Here is a 14,888-nt window from a genome sequence, read left to right as displayed (position 1 = left end):
AACAGAGAGAATGCACATGACGCACCGCCAGGAAAGCCTTCCCGCTACCTTCGCCCAGCAGGGCATGTGGATCGGCGCGCACATGGGCGCCGGCCCGGCGTACCACATGCCGCTCGCCCTCTGGCTCCACGGTGACCTCGACGTGGCCGCCCTGGTCGCCGCGTGCGCCGACGTGGTCGCCCGGCACCCCGTGCTGGCCACCACCGTCGTGCGGCAGCGTGACGAGCTCCGCCTGGCCCCCGCCGCCGAGCCTCCCGTGACGTTCGCCGCTCCGGCCGGGCGCGACGCCCTCGACCGGCTGGTCGCGGACGAGATCGCCCGCCCGTTCGACCTGGAGACGGGGCCGACCGCCCGGTTCACCCTCGCGCCCGCCGGGCCGGCGCGGCACCTGCTGCTGTTCGTCGCCCACCACCTCGTCTTCGACGGGATGTCGAAGGACATCCTCGTACGGGACCTCGCCCGCTGCTACGCCGCCCGCCGCGACGGGCACGACCCACGGGTGCGGCCGCTGTCCTTCGCCGAGGCGGCCGCCGCCGGCCACGAGCGCGTCGCGGGCGCGCTGCCCGCCGCCAAGGAGTTCTGGGCTCGGCGCCCCGCTGAGCCCGGCCGGATCGTGCTGCCGGGGCCGCTGCGTCCCACGCCCCGGTTCGGGATCGGCGTGGAGATCGGCGCCGGAGTCGACCGCGAGCTGGGCGGGCACGCCGCCGAGGTGGCGAGGGCGGCCGGGGCGACGACGTTCGAGGTGCTGCTCGCCGCCGTCCACGCGCTGCTGTTCCGGTACGGGTCGGGCGGCGGCGCGGACAGCGACACCGGAAACGACGCGGGCGGCGGTGCCGGGACGGTGGCGGTGGCGATCGACGTGACCACGCGCGGGCCCGAGACCCGGGAGCACATCGGCCCGTTCGTCACCGAGCTGCCCGTGTCGTCCCGCCCGGCCGGCGAGCAGCCGTTCCGCGAGCACGTCGGCGCCGTACGGGCCGAACTGCGCGAGCTCTACCGTTTCCGCGAGGTGCCGCCCGCCCGCGCCCTCGGCGGGCCTCCGGCCGTCCTTCCCGTGTCGATCAGCTACCGCAGGCGGGAGACGGCGTCCGAGCCGGAGTTCCCCGGCCTGGAGGTCACGGTCGACCGCATGATGTTCGCCGGAGGATCGCGCAACGCCCTGCACCTGCAGGTCGTCGACGGGCCCGGCGGGCCGGCCGCGAGCCTGCGCTTCGACCCGGCGGCCCTCGACCGCGGCACCGCCACCCGGTTCGCCGGCGGCCTGCGCGCCCTGCTGCGGCACGCGGCAGAAGACCCGGGCGTACGCCTGGCCGACCTGGACGTCCTGCCCGGCGACGAGCGGCGGCTGATGGTCACCGGGTGGAACGACACGGCGGCCGCCTATCCCGCCGGAGCGACTCTGCTGGGACTGTTCGCCACGCAGGTGGACGCCCGCCCGGACGCGCCCGCCGTGACGTTCGAGGGCAGCTCGCTCACCTACGCCGAGCTGGACGCCGCCTCCGACCGGCTCGCCCACCGGCTGCGGCAGGCGGGCGTGGAGCGCGGCGAACTGGTCGCCGTACACCTGCCGCCCTCTTCCTTGCTGCCGGTCTGCCTGCTCGCCGTGCTGAAGGCCGGCGCCACGTACCTGCCGCTCGACCCCGGCCATCCGGCGGAGCGGCTGTCGATGATCGTGGCCGACGCCCGGCCGCGGCTGCTGCTGTCGGAGACGACCGCGGCCGGATACCTGCCGGCGCCCGTGCTGGTCGTGGGCGAGGAGCACGGGAGCGCCGTCACCGGCGGGCGTCGTACGGCGCCGCGGCCTCCCGCGCCGGCCGCAGGCGACGAACCGCGGACCGGCCCGCCGGCCCCGCCGCCCCGGCCGCCGTCGGCCGGCGACCTCGCGTACGTGATCTACACCTCAGGCTCGACCGGCCGGCCGAAGGGCGTCGAGGTCGGCCACGGCAACCTCGCCAACCTGCTGCTCGCGATGCGCGACCGGCTCGGCGCCGGGCCGGGCGACACCTGGCTGGCCCTCACCTCGCCCGCCTTCGACATCAGCGCCCTCGAGCTCTACCTGCCCCTGATCACCGGCGGCCGGGTGGTCGTCGCCCCCCGCGGCGCCGTACGCCGGCCGGAGACGCTGGCCCGGCTGGCCACGGAGCAGGGCGTCACGCACGTGCAGGCCACCCCGTCGGTCTGGCGGCTGCTGCTGCCCGGCGGGCTCTCGGGGACGACCGCGCTCGCGGGCGGCGAGGCGCTGCCGCCCCGGCTCGCCGCCGAGCTGCGCACCCGCTTCGACCGGGTGGTCAACGTGTACGGCCCCACGGAGACGACCATCTGGAGCACCGCCGGCGAGCCGGGCGAGACGGTCACCATCGGCCGGCCCATCGCCAACACCCAGGTCCACATCCTCGACGCCCTGCTGCGTCCCGTCCCGGTGGGGGTCACGGGTGAACTGTGCGTCGGCGGCGCCGGCGTGGCGCGCGGGTACCGGGGCAGGCCCGGCCACACGGCCGAACGGTTCGTCCCCGACCCGTACGGGCCGCCCGGCGCCCGCCTGTACCGGACCGGTGACCTGGCCCGCTACCGGGCCGACGGCGAGATCGAGTTCCTCGGCCGGGCGGACGGCCAGGTCAAGCTGCTCGGCCACCGGGTGGAGCTCGGCGAGATCGAGGCGCGGCTGCGCGAACACCCGCACGTCGCCGAGGCGGCGGTGATCGTCAGGAGCGAGGGGCCCGACGATCACCGCCTCGTCGCGTACGTGGTGCCCGCGCCCGGCCAGGCCCCTGAGCCCGCCGCGCTGGCCGCCCACCTGGGCCGTACCCTGCCGTCCGCGATGTCGCCCGCCGCCTACGTCCTGCTGGACGGCCTCCCGCTGACCCCCGTCGGCAAACTCGACCGTGCCGCCCTTCCCGGCTCCGCGCCCCGCCCCGCCGCCGCACCTCCCACCGGTCCGCCCCAGGACGCCGGCCGGGCCGAACGGGCCGGGGGGATCGAGGGAGCCGGGAGCCCCGGCCGGGTCGGCGAGGACGGGCCTGCCGACGAGGTGCGCCGGATCTGGCGGGAGGTGCTCGAACTGGATGACGGGGACGAGATCGGCATCGGCGACGACCTGTTCGACCTCGGCGGCCACTCGCTCACCATGACCCAGATCACCGCGAGGATCGGCGAGAGCCTCGGCGTCGAGGTGTCGCTGGACGCCTTCTTCGACGACCCCACGATCGGCGGGCTCGTCGAGGAGATCGCCCGCCTGCGGGAGGAGGACACCGGCGCCGGCGGGGAGGGGCACGCCGCCCGGCAGGAGATCCGGCCCCGGCCGGCGGGGACGAACCCGCCGTTGTCGTCCGCGCAGGAGCGGCTGTGGTTCCTGCAACGGTTCGACCCGGACGACGCGTCGTACACCATGTATCTCGTGCTCCGGTTACGCGGGGCGCTCGACACCGGCGCGCTCCAGGCCGCGCTGGACGCGGTGGTGGCGCGGCACGAGAGCCTGCGCACGTCGTTCGCCGACGTCGACGGCGGGCCGGTCGCCGTCGTCCACCCGCCGGGGCCCGTGCCGGTCGAGCGTCTCGACCTGACCGGCTCGCCCGGCGCGGAGGAGCGGGCCAGGAGGCTGGTCGCCGAGCGCACCAACGCGCCGTTCGACCTGGCCGGGTCGCCGCCGCTGCGGGTGAGCCTGCTCGCGCTCGGCCGCGACGACAACGTGCTCTGCTTCGCCCTGCACCACATCATCGCGGACGGCGCGTCGCTGGGCGTGCTGTTCGACGATCTGTTCGCCCTCTACCTGGCCGAGGTCGAGGGGCGCGAGCCCGTTCTCGCGCCCCTGCCCGTGCAGTACGGCGACGTCGCCCTGTGGCAGCGCGAGCGGGAGTCCGGCGCGGCGGCCGGTGAGTCGCTGGAGTACTGGCGGCGCCGCCTGGCCGACCCGCCCGCGCTGGACCTGCCCGCCGACAAGCCGGGCGTGGAACGGCCCGTGGGGGCCTTCCACCCGTTCCGGATCCCCGAGGACGTCGTGGAGCGCCTGGACCGGCTGGCGCAGGAGCACGGCGCGTCCCTGTTCATGGTGCTGGTGGCCGCCTACCAGGTGCTGCTGGCCCGGCACACCGGCCAGAGCGACGTCCTGGTCGGCACGCCGTGGGCGTCCCGTGACCGGGTGGAGCTGGAGCCGGTCATCGGCTATCTCACCGACACCCTGGTGCTGCGCGGCGACCTCTCGGGCGATCCGGCCTTCCGCGATCTGCTGGCCGCCACCCGCCGCGGCGTGCTCGACGCCCACACCCACCGCACCGTGCCCTTCGAAAGGCTCATCGGCGAGCTCGGCGTGCCGCGCGACCTCCACCGCAACCCGCTGTTGTCCACCATGATCATCCTGCACAGCCAGGCGGGCGACGGCACCCCGCCCGAGCGGATCGGCGAGCTGGACGTACGGTTGTTCGACGGCGGGTACCGGCAGGCCAAGTTCCCGCTGTCCCTGGAGACCTGGCGGGACGACGACGGGCTGCGCGCCGTGCTCGGCTACGACTCCACCCTGTTCCACGCGGCCACCGCGGAGGGCCTGGCGGACCGTTTCACCGTGCTGCTGCGCGGCATCGCGGACGCCCCCTGCACCCCGGTCTCCCGGCTCCCGCTCCTGACCGGCGCCGACACGGCCGCCCTGGCCGCCCGCGCCACCGCACCCCCTCACCACACGACTGGACCGGGCCACGGCTCGCCCGCACCAGCCCCCGACGTGCACCGCCCGGCCGGCGGCATGCCGGAGCCGGGGTACGCGGCGGCCGGGCTGGTGCCGGAACTCTTCGCGAGGGTCGTCGCCACCGCGCCCGAAGCCACAGCGCTGGTGTGCGGCGAGGAGCGGGTGAGTTACGCGGAGCTGGACGCCAGGGTGGCGCGGCTGGCGGCGGCGCTGCGGCGGCGCGGCGTGGCCGACGGGTGCGTGGTCGGCGTGTGCCTGCCTCGGTCGGTGGACGCGGTGACCGCGCTGCTGGCCGTCTGGCGGGCCGGCGGCGCGTACCTGCCGCTCGATCCCGATCATCCCGGCGAACGGCTGGCCTTCCTCGTCGAAGACAGCGGCGCCCGCCTGGTGGTGAGCGACGCCGCGCTGGCCCCCCTGATGCGGAGCACGGTTCCCGTGCTCGTCCCCGCCGGCCGGCCGGACCGAGGGGACGGGCGGTGGCTCGGCGGGTGGGAGAGCGTCGAGCCGGGCGACCCGGCCTACGTGATCTACACCTCCGGTTCGACGGGCACGCCGAAGGGGGTGCTGGTGGAGCACGGCGCCCTGGCCGCGCGGGTGCGCTGGATGCGGGAGGCGTACGGACTGGGCCGGGACGACCGGGTCGTGCAGTTCGCGTCCCTCGGTTTCGACGCCCACGCGGAGGAGCTGTACCCGGCGCTGGCGGCGGGCGCGTCCGTGCTGCTGCTCCCCGGCGGCGCCCTCACGTTGCCGGACGTGCTGCGGACCCCGCACGGCCGTCAGGTCACCGTGCTGGACCTGCCGACCGCGTACTGGCACCGCCTGACCGAGGCGCCCGGCGACGTGGCCTGGCCGGACGCGCTGCGGCTGATGATCATCGGCGGCGAGCAGGCGCAGGCCGCGGCCGTGGCACGGTGGCGGGACCGCTTCGGCGACGCGGTCACGCTGATCAACACGTACGGGCCGACGGAGGCGACGATCGTCGCGACGGCGGCCGTCCTCGGCGCCGCCGGCGCCGGCCGGCCGCCCATCGGCCGGCCGGTGGCCGGCGCGACCGCGCGTGTGCTCGGCCCCGGCGGGGAGCCCGTGCCTCCCGGAGCCCCCGGCGAGCTGTGCCTGGGTGGCGCCGGGCTGGCCCGCGGCTATCCGGGCTCTCCCGCGCTGACCGCTGAGCGGTTCGTGCCCGACCCGTACGGCCCGCCGGGGTCGAGGCTGTACCGGACCGGGGACCGGGTGCGGTGGCGACCGGACGGGAACCTGGAGTTCCTGGGCCGTTTCGACGGCCAGGTGAAGGTGCGCGGCTTCCGGGTGGAGCCCGGGGAGGTGGAGGCGGCGCTGCTGGCCTGCCCGGGGGTGCGCCAGGCGGCGGTGCGGGCGGACGGCGAACGCCTGGTGGCGTACGTGACCGGGCCTGCCGAGCCGGACGAGCTGCGCCGGCGCCTGGCGGCGAGCCTGCCACCCCACCTGGTCCCCGGCGGCTGGGTACGCCTGGACGCGCTGCCCCTGACGATCGCCGGCAAGGTGGACGTGTCCGCCCTGCCGCAGGCCGCGCCCGAGCCGGCCCCCGCGCACGTGCCGCCCCGTACGGACGCCGAGACGCTCGTGGCTGAGGTGTGGGCACAGGTGCTCGGCCTGGACGCCGGCCGGATCGGCGCGCTGGACGACTTCTTCGCCCTCGGCGGCCACTCGCTGCTGGCGACCAGGGCGGCGGCGCTGCTGCGGAACGCGGTCGAGGTCGACGTGCCGATCCGCACCCTGTTCGACCAGCCGACCGTCGCGGGGCTCGCGTCCGCCGTCGAGGGCCTGCTGATCGAGCAGCTGTCAGGCCTGTCCGACGCGGAGGCGGCCCGCCTGCTGGAGACGGAGGTGCCGGGATGAACGAGGCACGCGGACGGGCGAACCGCCCGGACGACGCGGAGGAGAGTACGTGACGCGCCCTGATGCCCTTTCCGGCGCCAAACAGGAGTTACTGGCGCGGCGGCTGCGACGGGGTACGGCGGCGGCGCCCCGCCGTACCGTCCCGCCCCGGCCCTCCGGGGAGCCGCCGCTGTCGCACGCGCAGGAGCGGCTGTGGTTCCTGGAGCAGTTCGCGCCGGGCACCACGCAGCTGACCATCCCCATCCGGCTGCGGCTGCGCGGCCCGCTGGACGTGCCCGCGCTGGCCGCCGCGCTCGACGCGGTGGCGGCCGGCCACGACGCGCTGCGCACGCGGTTCCCCGCGACGTGGGACGGCCGGCCGAGGGTGGAGCTGGCCGAAGGGGGCACGCTGCCGCTGACCGTGAGCGACGCTCCCGACGAGGCCGGCGCCAGGGCACGGGCGGAGGAGTTCCTGGCGGCGCCGTTCGACCTGGCCGCCGGGCCGGTGGCGAGGGCGCTGCTGGTACGGCTGGCCGCCGACGACCACGTGCTGGTGATCGCGGTGCACCACATCGCCGCCGACGGCTGGTCGGCCGACCTGCTGCTGCGCGAGGTGTTCGCCCGCTACGACGGCGCCGCGCCGGCCGCCCCCGAGGTGGAGTACGCCGACTACGCGGCCTGGCAGCGCGGCCTGCCGCCGTCGCGGCGCGACCTGGACTTCTGGCGGGAACGGCTGGCCGGGCTGGAGCCGCTGGACCTGCCGGCGGACCGGCCGCGACCGCCGGAGCGCACCTACGCCGGCGCGGCGCACACGTTCCCGCTGGACGCCGAGGTCGCCGCCGCGCTGGCGCGGCTGGGCCGCGAGCACAGCGCGACGCCGTACATGACGATGCTGGCCGCGTTCGCCGCGCTGCTCGGCCGGTACGCGGGCACCGACGACGTCGCGGTGGGCTCGCCGGTGGCCGGCCGTCGGGTTCCGGAGCTGGACGGCGTGATCGGTTGTTTCGTCAACATGCTGACCATGCGGGTGGACCTGTCGGGCGACCCGGCGTTCGCGGAGCTGCTGGAGCGGGTGCGCGACGCCGCCGTGGACGCGTACGCCCACCAGGACCTGCCGTTCGAGCAGCTCGTCGCGGAGCTGGACCTGCCCCGTGACGTGTCCAGGTCGCCGTTGTTCGGCGTCATCCTCGCGATGCAGAACTACCGTGGCGCCTCCGTCGAGGCGCCGGCCGGGCTGTCCGTGGCGGACTTCCCCGTGGACTCCTGGGCCACCCGCTACGACCTGGAGCTCTACGTCGGCGACGGCTCCGGCGGGATGTTCGTCTACAACAAGGACCTGTTCGACGCGGCCACGATCGAGCGGCTGGCCGGGCACCTGCGCGCCCTGCTGGAGCAGGTGGCGGGCCGGCCGGGGCTGCGGCTGTCCGAGATCGACCTGCTCTCCCCCGGCGAGCGCCGCCTGGTCGTCGAGGGCTGGAACGACACCGCCTGGAGGTTCCCCGGCGAGGCCACCCTGCACGGCCGGATCGAGGCCCAGGCGGCGCTCACGCCGGACGCGGTCGCGGTGCGCTTCGAGGGGCGGTCGCTGACGTACGCCGAGCTCTCCGCGCGGGCGGACCGGGTCGCGCACACGCTGCGCGATCTCGGCGCGGGTCCCGGCTCGGTGGTCGCCGTCTGCGCGGAGCGTTCGCTGGAGCTGCTGCCCGGGCTGCTGGGCGTGCTCAGGGCCGGCGCGGCGTACCTGCCGGTCGATCCCGGCTATCCGGCGGAGCGGGTGGCGTTCATGCTGGCGGACGCCGCGCCGGCCGTCCTGCTCACCCAGAGCACGATCCGCCCGTCACTGCCGGAAACGGCGGCCGTCACGCTCGACCTGGACGACCCGGACGCCTGGACCGGCGGCCCCGGGCCGCTTCCCGCGGTGCGGCCGGACGACGTCGCCTACGTCATCTACACCTCGGGCTCCACCGGCCGGCCGAAGGGCGTGGCGAACACGCACGGCGGCATCGCCAACCGCCTCGACTGGATGCAGGAGCGGTTCGGGCTGGGCCCTGGCGACGTGGTGGCGCAGAAGACGCCGCTCAGTTTCGACGTGTCGGTGTGGGAGCTGTTCTGGCCGCCGCGCTGCGGCGCGAGCCTGGTGCTCGCCACGCCGGGCGGCCACAAGGACGCGGCGTACCTGCGCAAGCTGATCGTCACCGAGGGCGTGACCACCGCGCACTTCGTGCCGTCGATGCTGGCGGTGTTCCTCGGCGAGGAGGGGGCGGCGGGCTGCGGCTCGCTGCTCCGGGTGATCTGCTCGGGTGAGGAGCTGCCCGCCGACCTGGCCCGCCGCTGCGTCGCCACGCTGCCGGGAGCCGAGCTGCACAACCTGTACGGCCCCACGGAGGCGGCCGTCGACGTGTCCGCCTGGCACTGCCTGCCCGGCACGCTCGCCTCGGCGGCCCGGGTGCCGATCGGCGCGCCCATCGCCAACACCGCCCTTCACGTGCTCGACGCGACGATGGCCCCGGTGCCGGTCGGGGTGCCGGGCGAGTTGTTCATCGGCGGTGCGGGACTGGCCCAGGGGTACCTGAACCGGCCGGGGCTGACCGCCGAGCGGTTCGTCCCGGATCCGTTCGGACCGCCGGGCTCGCGGCTCTACCGCACCGGCGACCTGGCCAGGCGCCGCCCCGACGGCGCGCTGGAGTTCCTCGGCCGGCTGGACGGCCAGGTCAAGCTGCGCGGCCTGCGGATCGAGCTCGGCGAGATCGAGGCGGCGCTGCGCGCGCTGCCCGGGGTCAGGGACGCGGCCGTGGTCGTGCGCGAGGACCGCCTGGCCGCCTACCTCGTCCCGGACACCCCCGAGAACGAGCCGCCCGGCCGGCCGCACGACGAGCCCGGCGGCCAGCCCGACGACCGGCCCGACGACCGGCCGCACGACCGGCCGCCGGACCACGCGGCCGTGCGGGCCGGGCTGAAGCGCACGCTGCCCGACTACATGGTGCCGAGCGCGTACGTCACCCTGGACTCCCTGCCGCTCAACCCGAGCGGCAAGCTGGACCGCCGGGCCCTGCCCGCTCCGGTCGCCGGCCGTGACGCCGGCGTCGAGCTCGTCGCGCCCGGGACTCCCACCGAGGCGGCCCTGGCCGCCATCTGGGCGGACCTGCTGGGTCTCGACGTGGTCGGCGTGCACGACGACTTCTTCGACCTCGGCGGCCATTCGCTGCTGGCCACGCAGGTGGTGGCGCGGCTGCGGGCGCAGACGGGCGCCGGGGTCAGCGTGATGGACGTGTTCAAGCACCGCACCGTGCGCGAGCTGGCGGCGCTGGCCGACACCCCGGCCGAGCGGCGCGGGCCGCGTACGCTGCTGCACCGGCTGACGCCCGAGCGCGGCACGCCGCCGGTGCTGACGTACGTGTGCGTGCCGTACGGCGGCGGCAGCGCCGTCGTCTACCAGCCCCTGGCCGACGCCCTGCCCGACGGGAACGCGTTGTGGTCGGTGGCGATCCCCGGCCACGACGTCGGCGTGGACGAGGAGACGTCGTCCTTCGACGATCTGGCCGCCGGGTGCGTGCGGGAGATCCTGGACAAGGTCGAAGGGCCGGTCGCGCTGTACGGGCACTGCGGCGTCGGCTCGGCCCTGTCCGTGGAGATCGCCCGCAGGCTGGAGGCCGCGGGCCGGCGGCTCGTCGCCGTCTACATCGGCGGGATCTTCCCGTTCGCCCGGCCGAAGGGCGCGCTGCTGTCGCGGATCGCCCGGTTCGCCGAGGCCGAGCGGCTCCGCGGCGACCAGCGCTACGTCAACTGGCTGATCTCGCTCGGCCTCGACATGAACGAGGTGGATCCCGCGCAGGCCCGCCGCATCGTACGGAACATGCGCCGCGACTCGCGGGAGGCGGAGGACTACTACACGCGCCTGTTCGCGGCCGGCACCGAACGGCTGGACGCGCCCGTGATCAGCATCGTGGGCAGCGAGGACCCGGCGACCGACTACTACGAGGAACGTTTTCGCGAATGGCACTTCCTGTCGTCGACGTCGGCCGTGGTGGTGCTCGCGGAGGCGGGCCACTTCTTCCTGAAATATCGGGCGGACGAGCTGGCCGCGATCATCACCGCCACCCATGACGCGCTGGACGAGCCGCCCCGGGACCGCGACCCCGGCGCCACGTGGTGGCTGCACGACGTGTCACGCTCCGGCACGCCGCGCGCTCCGGCGGGAGCCCAGCCGAGCATCCCGAGGTTCCTGGCCGTCGCGCTGAGCCAGCTCGTGTCGGTGACCGGGTCGGCGCTGACCGAGTTCGCCGTGCCCCTGTGGATCTACACCACGACGGGCTCCGTGGCGAAGTTCGCGCTGATGGCCGTGGTCGGCCTGGTGCCGGGCATGCTGGTCGCGCCGCTCGCGGGTGCGATCGTCGACCGGGCGAACCGGCGCACGGTCATGCTGGCGGGCGACGTCGCGGCGTTCGCCATCCAGCTCACGATGGGCGTGCTGCTGTGGACGGGGAACCTGTCGGCGGAGATGATCTACCCGTTGCTGGGCTGCCTGTCGGTCGCGCTCACGTTCCAGCGCATCGCGTACTTCTCGGCGATGCCGCAGCTCGTGCCCAAGGTCTATCTCGGGCACGCGGTCGGCATCATGCAACTGGGCAACGGCACCGCCCAGCTGCTCGTACCGATCTTCGCGGTCGGGCTGCTCGCCACCGTCGGGCTCGGCGGCATCCTCCTGCTGGACGTGGCCGGCTACGCGGTCGCGATCGCCGTGCTGCTGGTGGTGCGCTTCCCCGGCAGCATGCCGTGGCGGCGCAGGGAGTCGATGAAGGCGGAGATCCTGGGCGGGCTGCGCTATTCGCTCGGCCACCGCGGCTTCCGCGCGATGTTGCTGTTCTTCGTCGTGCTGAACGTGTTCCTCTCGCCGCTGCTGCTGATGTTCGGGCCGCTGGTGTTGTCGTTCGCGGGGCTCCCCGACGTGGGCCGGATCTCGTTCCTGGCGGGCGTCGGCACGTTCGCGGGCGCGCTCATCATGATCGTCTGGGGTGGGCCGCGCCGCCTGCGGCTGCGCGGGGTGCTGCTGTGCACGCTGGCCCTGGGCGTCTTCTGCCTGGTCACCGGCGTACGCGCCGACCTGGTGGTGATCGCCGCCGGCGTGTGCGGCATGACGGCCTGGCTGACCCTGCTCAACGGCATCTACGCCACCATCGTGCAGGTCAAGGTGCCCCAGCGGTTCCACGGCCGGGTGTTCGCCATGAACACGCTCGTCGCCTGGTCCACGCTGCCGATCGGTTTCGGCCTCGTCGCCCCGTACGCCGCCTCCGTACTCGACCCGCTGCTCCTCGACGGCGGCGCGCTGGCGCCTACCGTCGGCGCGCTCATCGGCACCGGTCCCGGCCGCGGCATCGGGTTCATGTACGTGCTCTTCGGCGTCGCCATCCTGGTGATCGCGCTGGTCGCGATGCGGATCCCGGCGCTGACCCGGTTCGACCGCGACGTGCCCGACGCCGTCGCCGACGACCTCGTCGGCGTCCAGGCCCTGCGCGGCGCCACCCCCACGAAGCCGCTGGAGAAGACGACGACGGAGGCAGCACCGTGACGCAACGACACCAGGTGGTCGTCAACGACGAGGACCAGTACTCGCTGTGGCCGGCCGACCGGCAGCCCCCTGACGGGTGGCGGGCCGAGGGGTTCGCCGGCTCGAAGGAGGAGTGCCTGAGCCACATCGACCAGGTCTGGCGCGACATGCGCCCGCGCAGCGTACGGCTGCGCCAGGAGGACGCCGGGGGCGACACCGGGGGCGACACCGCGGGCGACGCCCCCGGGGGTGCGTGGTGACGGCGGACGCGGGACGGCTGGAGCGGGAGCTGGCCGACCTGATCGCCGGCGTGTCCGGCGGCGAGATCAGCGCCGAGGAGGTGCTGGCGGGCGAGCATCCGCTCTCGGCTCTCGGCCTCACCTCGCTGGCGCGCATCCACCTCATCGACGAGATCGAGGACGCGTACGGCGTCGACGTCGACCTGCGCGGCGATCTGCCGTCCTTCGAGCACGTCGCCACCCTTGCCGCCGCCCTGGCTTCGCTCCTGGAAGGAGACCCGGCGTGACCGGGCGCGCCACGGTGACGTTCGGCGGGCCCCGGGCGGGCGAGGCGGCCCTGACGTGGGGGCAGCGGCTGATGTGGCGGGCCGTGCACCTGATGGGGGACAGCCAGTCGTTCCTCAACTGCCCGTGGGTGCTGCCCGTCTACGGGCGGCGTGACCTGCCCGCCGTGCTGGAGGCGCTGCGCACGCTGATGGAACGGCACGAGAGCCTGCGCACCACGTTCGCCGGCACTCCGGACGGGCCCGTCCAGCGGGTGGCGCGCGGCGGCGAGCTGACCGTGGAGCTGGTGGAGGCCGGGCGGGAACGCCCGTTGAGTGCCGCCGAGCGGATCGCCGGCGAGCTGGGCAGGACGGTCTTCGCGCACGGCGAGGATCTGCCGCTGCGCTGCGTGGTCGTGCTGGACGGCGGCCGGCCGAAGGCGCTGGCGTTCGTCTTCTCCCACCTGGCGGTGGACTTCCAGGCGCTCGGCCTGCTGTCCGCGGAGTGGCGGGCGCTGCTGCGGGGTGAGGAGCTGCCGCCGCCCGCGTGGCAGCCCATGGACCAGGCGGTCCTGGAGCGCGAGGAGGCGTTCCAGGCGCGTTCCGCGCGCTCGATCCACCACTGGCGCTCCGTGCTGGACGAGGTGCCGCTCGACGTGTTCGACCATGCGCCCCACGAGCCGGAGGAGCCCCGGTTCATCGAGGTCGGCATGGAATCGGTGGCGCTGGCCGCCGCGGCGGAGCGGCTGGCGGCGCGCTGGACGATCGGCACCACCAGCGTGCTGCTCGCCGCGTGCGCCACCGTTCTCGCCGAGGTGAGCGGCCGCCGGCGGGCCGTCATGCAGCTGGTGCACAGCAACCGGCGCGACGCGCGTACCCGCTCCATGGTCGGGACCGTGGGGCAGGACGGCCTGTTCGTGCTCGACCTGCCCGCCACCGACTTCGCCGCGACGTGCCGGGCCGCGCAGCGCAACGCCCTGGTGGCCTACCGCAACGCGCACTACGACCCGTTCGCGATGCGGGCCATGCGGGAGGAGGTCGGGCGGCGCCGCGGTCGCGAGCCGGACCTCGACGCGTTCTTCAACGACCGGCGCGGCGCCGGCTCCTGGCCGAGCCTGCCGCGCGCCGGCTCCGACGAGGACGTGGCCGGGCTCACCGGGAAGACCCGTCTCCATGTCGCGGACGCGTGGCCGGGGGTGCGGTTCAAGGTGTTCTTCACCGTGGGGACGGCCACGGACACCGGTCAGCTCAGCCTCATCGTCGACACCGCCTGTCTGCGGCGGGACACGGCCAGGGCGATGTTGCTCGCCGTCGAGACGCTGCTGGTCCGCAGCCTGGCCGGGGACGTGATGATGGGCGAGGTGCCCCGGCTCTGCGGGATCGGCGGGGCCGGGCCATGAACGCCTGCCGCCGCGGGCGCACCGCCTCCGCGCGCATCCGGGCCTCCCAGGAGCTGCGGCATCCGGCCCTGGCCGAGGCCGGCGACGACCCGGCCGCCGCTGAGCCGGTCGAGCGGCGAACCGCTTGGCCGGCACGCCGGCCGGGTTCCGCAGGGCGTCGATGATGCTGGTGTCGAGCTTGACGCGCTCCGTGAGCGCGGGTGGTGCGCTATGACGGACGACGTGCCGATCAGGTCGGGAAGTCCTTCGGGTTGACCGAGCGCGTCCTGGCGTTGCCGCCCCTGACCTGGTTGAGCGTCAGGCTCCAGCCGCTGGTGGAGGTGAACCTCAGCCGCTGGTCGAACCGCTGGTAGGAGGCGTTCCTGGTGAACTTGCGCTGCTTGGTGTTGAAGCGGTAGCCGGTGGTGAAGTAGATCCGGTAGGTGCCGTTCCTGATGTCGTTGATGCTCGCGGACGACCGCGCGCGGACGTAGATGCTCACCGCCTTGGTCCTGCCCTTGACCAGGGTGACGACGCCGTCCTTCGAGGTGCCGTTCCTGATCTTCAGCCGTCCGCCGCCACCGGTGTAGCGGTCATAAATGATCTTTCCGTTACGCGGGCGCGCAGCGGCGGTCGAGGCGGCCGCCTGCGACACCGAGACGACCGCCTGCCCGCCGGTCGCCGCGGTCGCCCCCGCGGAGGGCGCGGCCAGCATGCCGCCGGCCAGCGCGACGGCGACAACACCGGCGCGCAGTGGGGTTCCTTCGAGAAGTCGCTTCACGGTGAACATCTCCCTAGGGGTATGTGATCATGCCAAATGTAAAGAAACTAATCATGATCGGCCACCTAGTAGATACCAGGATGGACAGGGCGGCCATCGCCGAACCGCAGGAGTCTTCGGCTGTTCACCCGTACGTCACCCGAAAGTCTGTC

At 74.7% G+C, this 14,888-nt stretch carries 6 protein-coding genes; 5 read left to right on the top strand and 1 reads right to left on the bottom strand.

What is annotated here, in order from left to right:
• Positions 1-16: 16 nt before the first annotated feature.
• Genes ABGB14_RS04550 through ABGB14_RS04530 form a run of 5 tightly spaced genes read left to right on the top strand, consistent with a single transcriptional unit; the run spans position 17 to position 13,976 of the window.
• Positions 17-6,550 carry an amino acid adenylation domain-containing protein gene (locus tag ABGB14_RS04550; protein ID WP_347642244.1) on the top strand — a complete coding sequence of 2,178 codons (6,534 nt, stop codon included), beginning with the start codon at positions 17-19 and terminating at the stop codon, positions 6,548-6,550.
• Between the two features lie 49 nt (positions 6,551-6,599).
• Positions 6,600-12,095 carry an amino acid adenylation domain-containing protein gene (locus ABGB14_RS04545; protein ID WP_347642243.1) on the top strand — a complete coding sequence of 1,832 codons (5,496 nt, stop codon included), beginning with the start codon at positions 6,600-6,602 and terminating at the stop codon, positions 12,093-12,095.
• Positions 12,092-12,334, top strand: a complete 243-nt coding sequence (locus tag ABGB14_RS04540; protein WP_347642242.1) for an MbtH family protein — start codon at positions 12,092-12,094, stop codon at positions 12,332-12,334. The genes ABGB14_RS04545 and ABGB14_RS04540 overlap by 4 nt, the downstream gene beginning before the upstream one ends.
• Positions 12,331-12,600 carry an acyl carrier protein gene (locus ABGB14_RS04535; RefSeq protein ID WP_347642241.1) on the top strand — a complete coding sequence of 90 codons (270 nt, stop codon included), beginning with the start codon at positions 12,331-12,333 and terminating at the stop codon, positions 12,598-12,600. The genes ABGB14_RS04540 and ABGB14_RS04535 overlap by 4 nt, the downstream gene beginning before the upstream one ends.
• Complete coding sequence (locus ABGB14_RS04530; protein ID WP_347642240.1) at positions 12,597-13,976, top strand: condensation domain-containing protein; 1,380 nt, start codon at positions 12,597-12,599, stop codon at positions 13,974-13,976. Before ABGB14_RS04535 ends, ABGB14_RS04530 begins: the two co-directional genes overlap by 4 nt.
• A 229-nt stretch (positions 13,977-14,205) precedes the next feature.
• Here ABGB14_RS04530 and ABGB14_RS04525 read toward each other — a convergent pair whose 3' ends face one another.
• Positions 14,206-14,736, bottom strand: a complete 531-nt coding sequence (locus ABGB14_RS04525) for a hypothetical protein (RefSeq protein ID WP_347642239.1) — start codon at positions 14,734-14,736, stop codon at positions 14,206-14,208.
• Positions 14,737-14,888: the final 152 nt, after the last annotated feature.

It is taken from the genome of Nonomuraea sp. B10E15, from assembly GCF_039871615.1.
Lineage (GTDB): Bacteria > Actinomycetota > Actinomycetes > Streptosporangiales > Streptosporangiaceae > Nonomuraea.
The sequence above is the reverse complement of the archived record's forward strand: the minus strand, read 5'-3'. Positions and strand labels throughout refer to the sequence as shown.

Excerpts from the sequence above, each read along its gene's own strand:
- ABGB14_RS04550 (WP_347642244.1), top strand. The coding sequence starts at position 17 with ATGACGCACCGCCAGGAAAGCCTTCCCGCTACCTTCGCCCAGCAGGGC.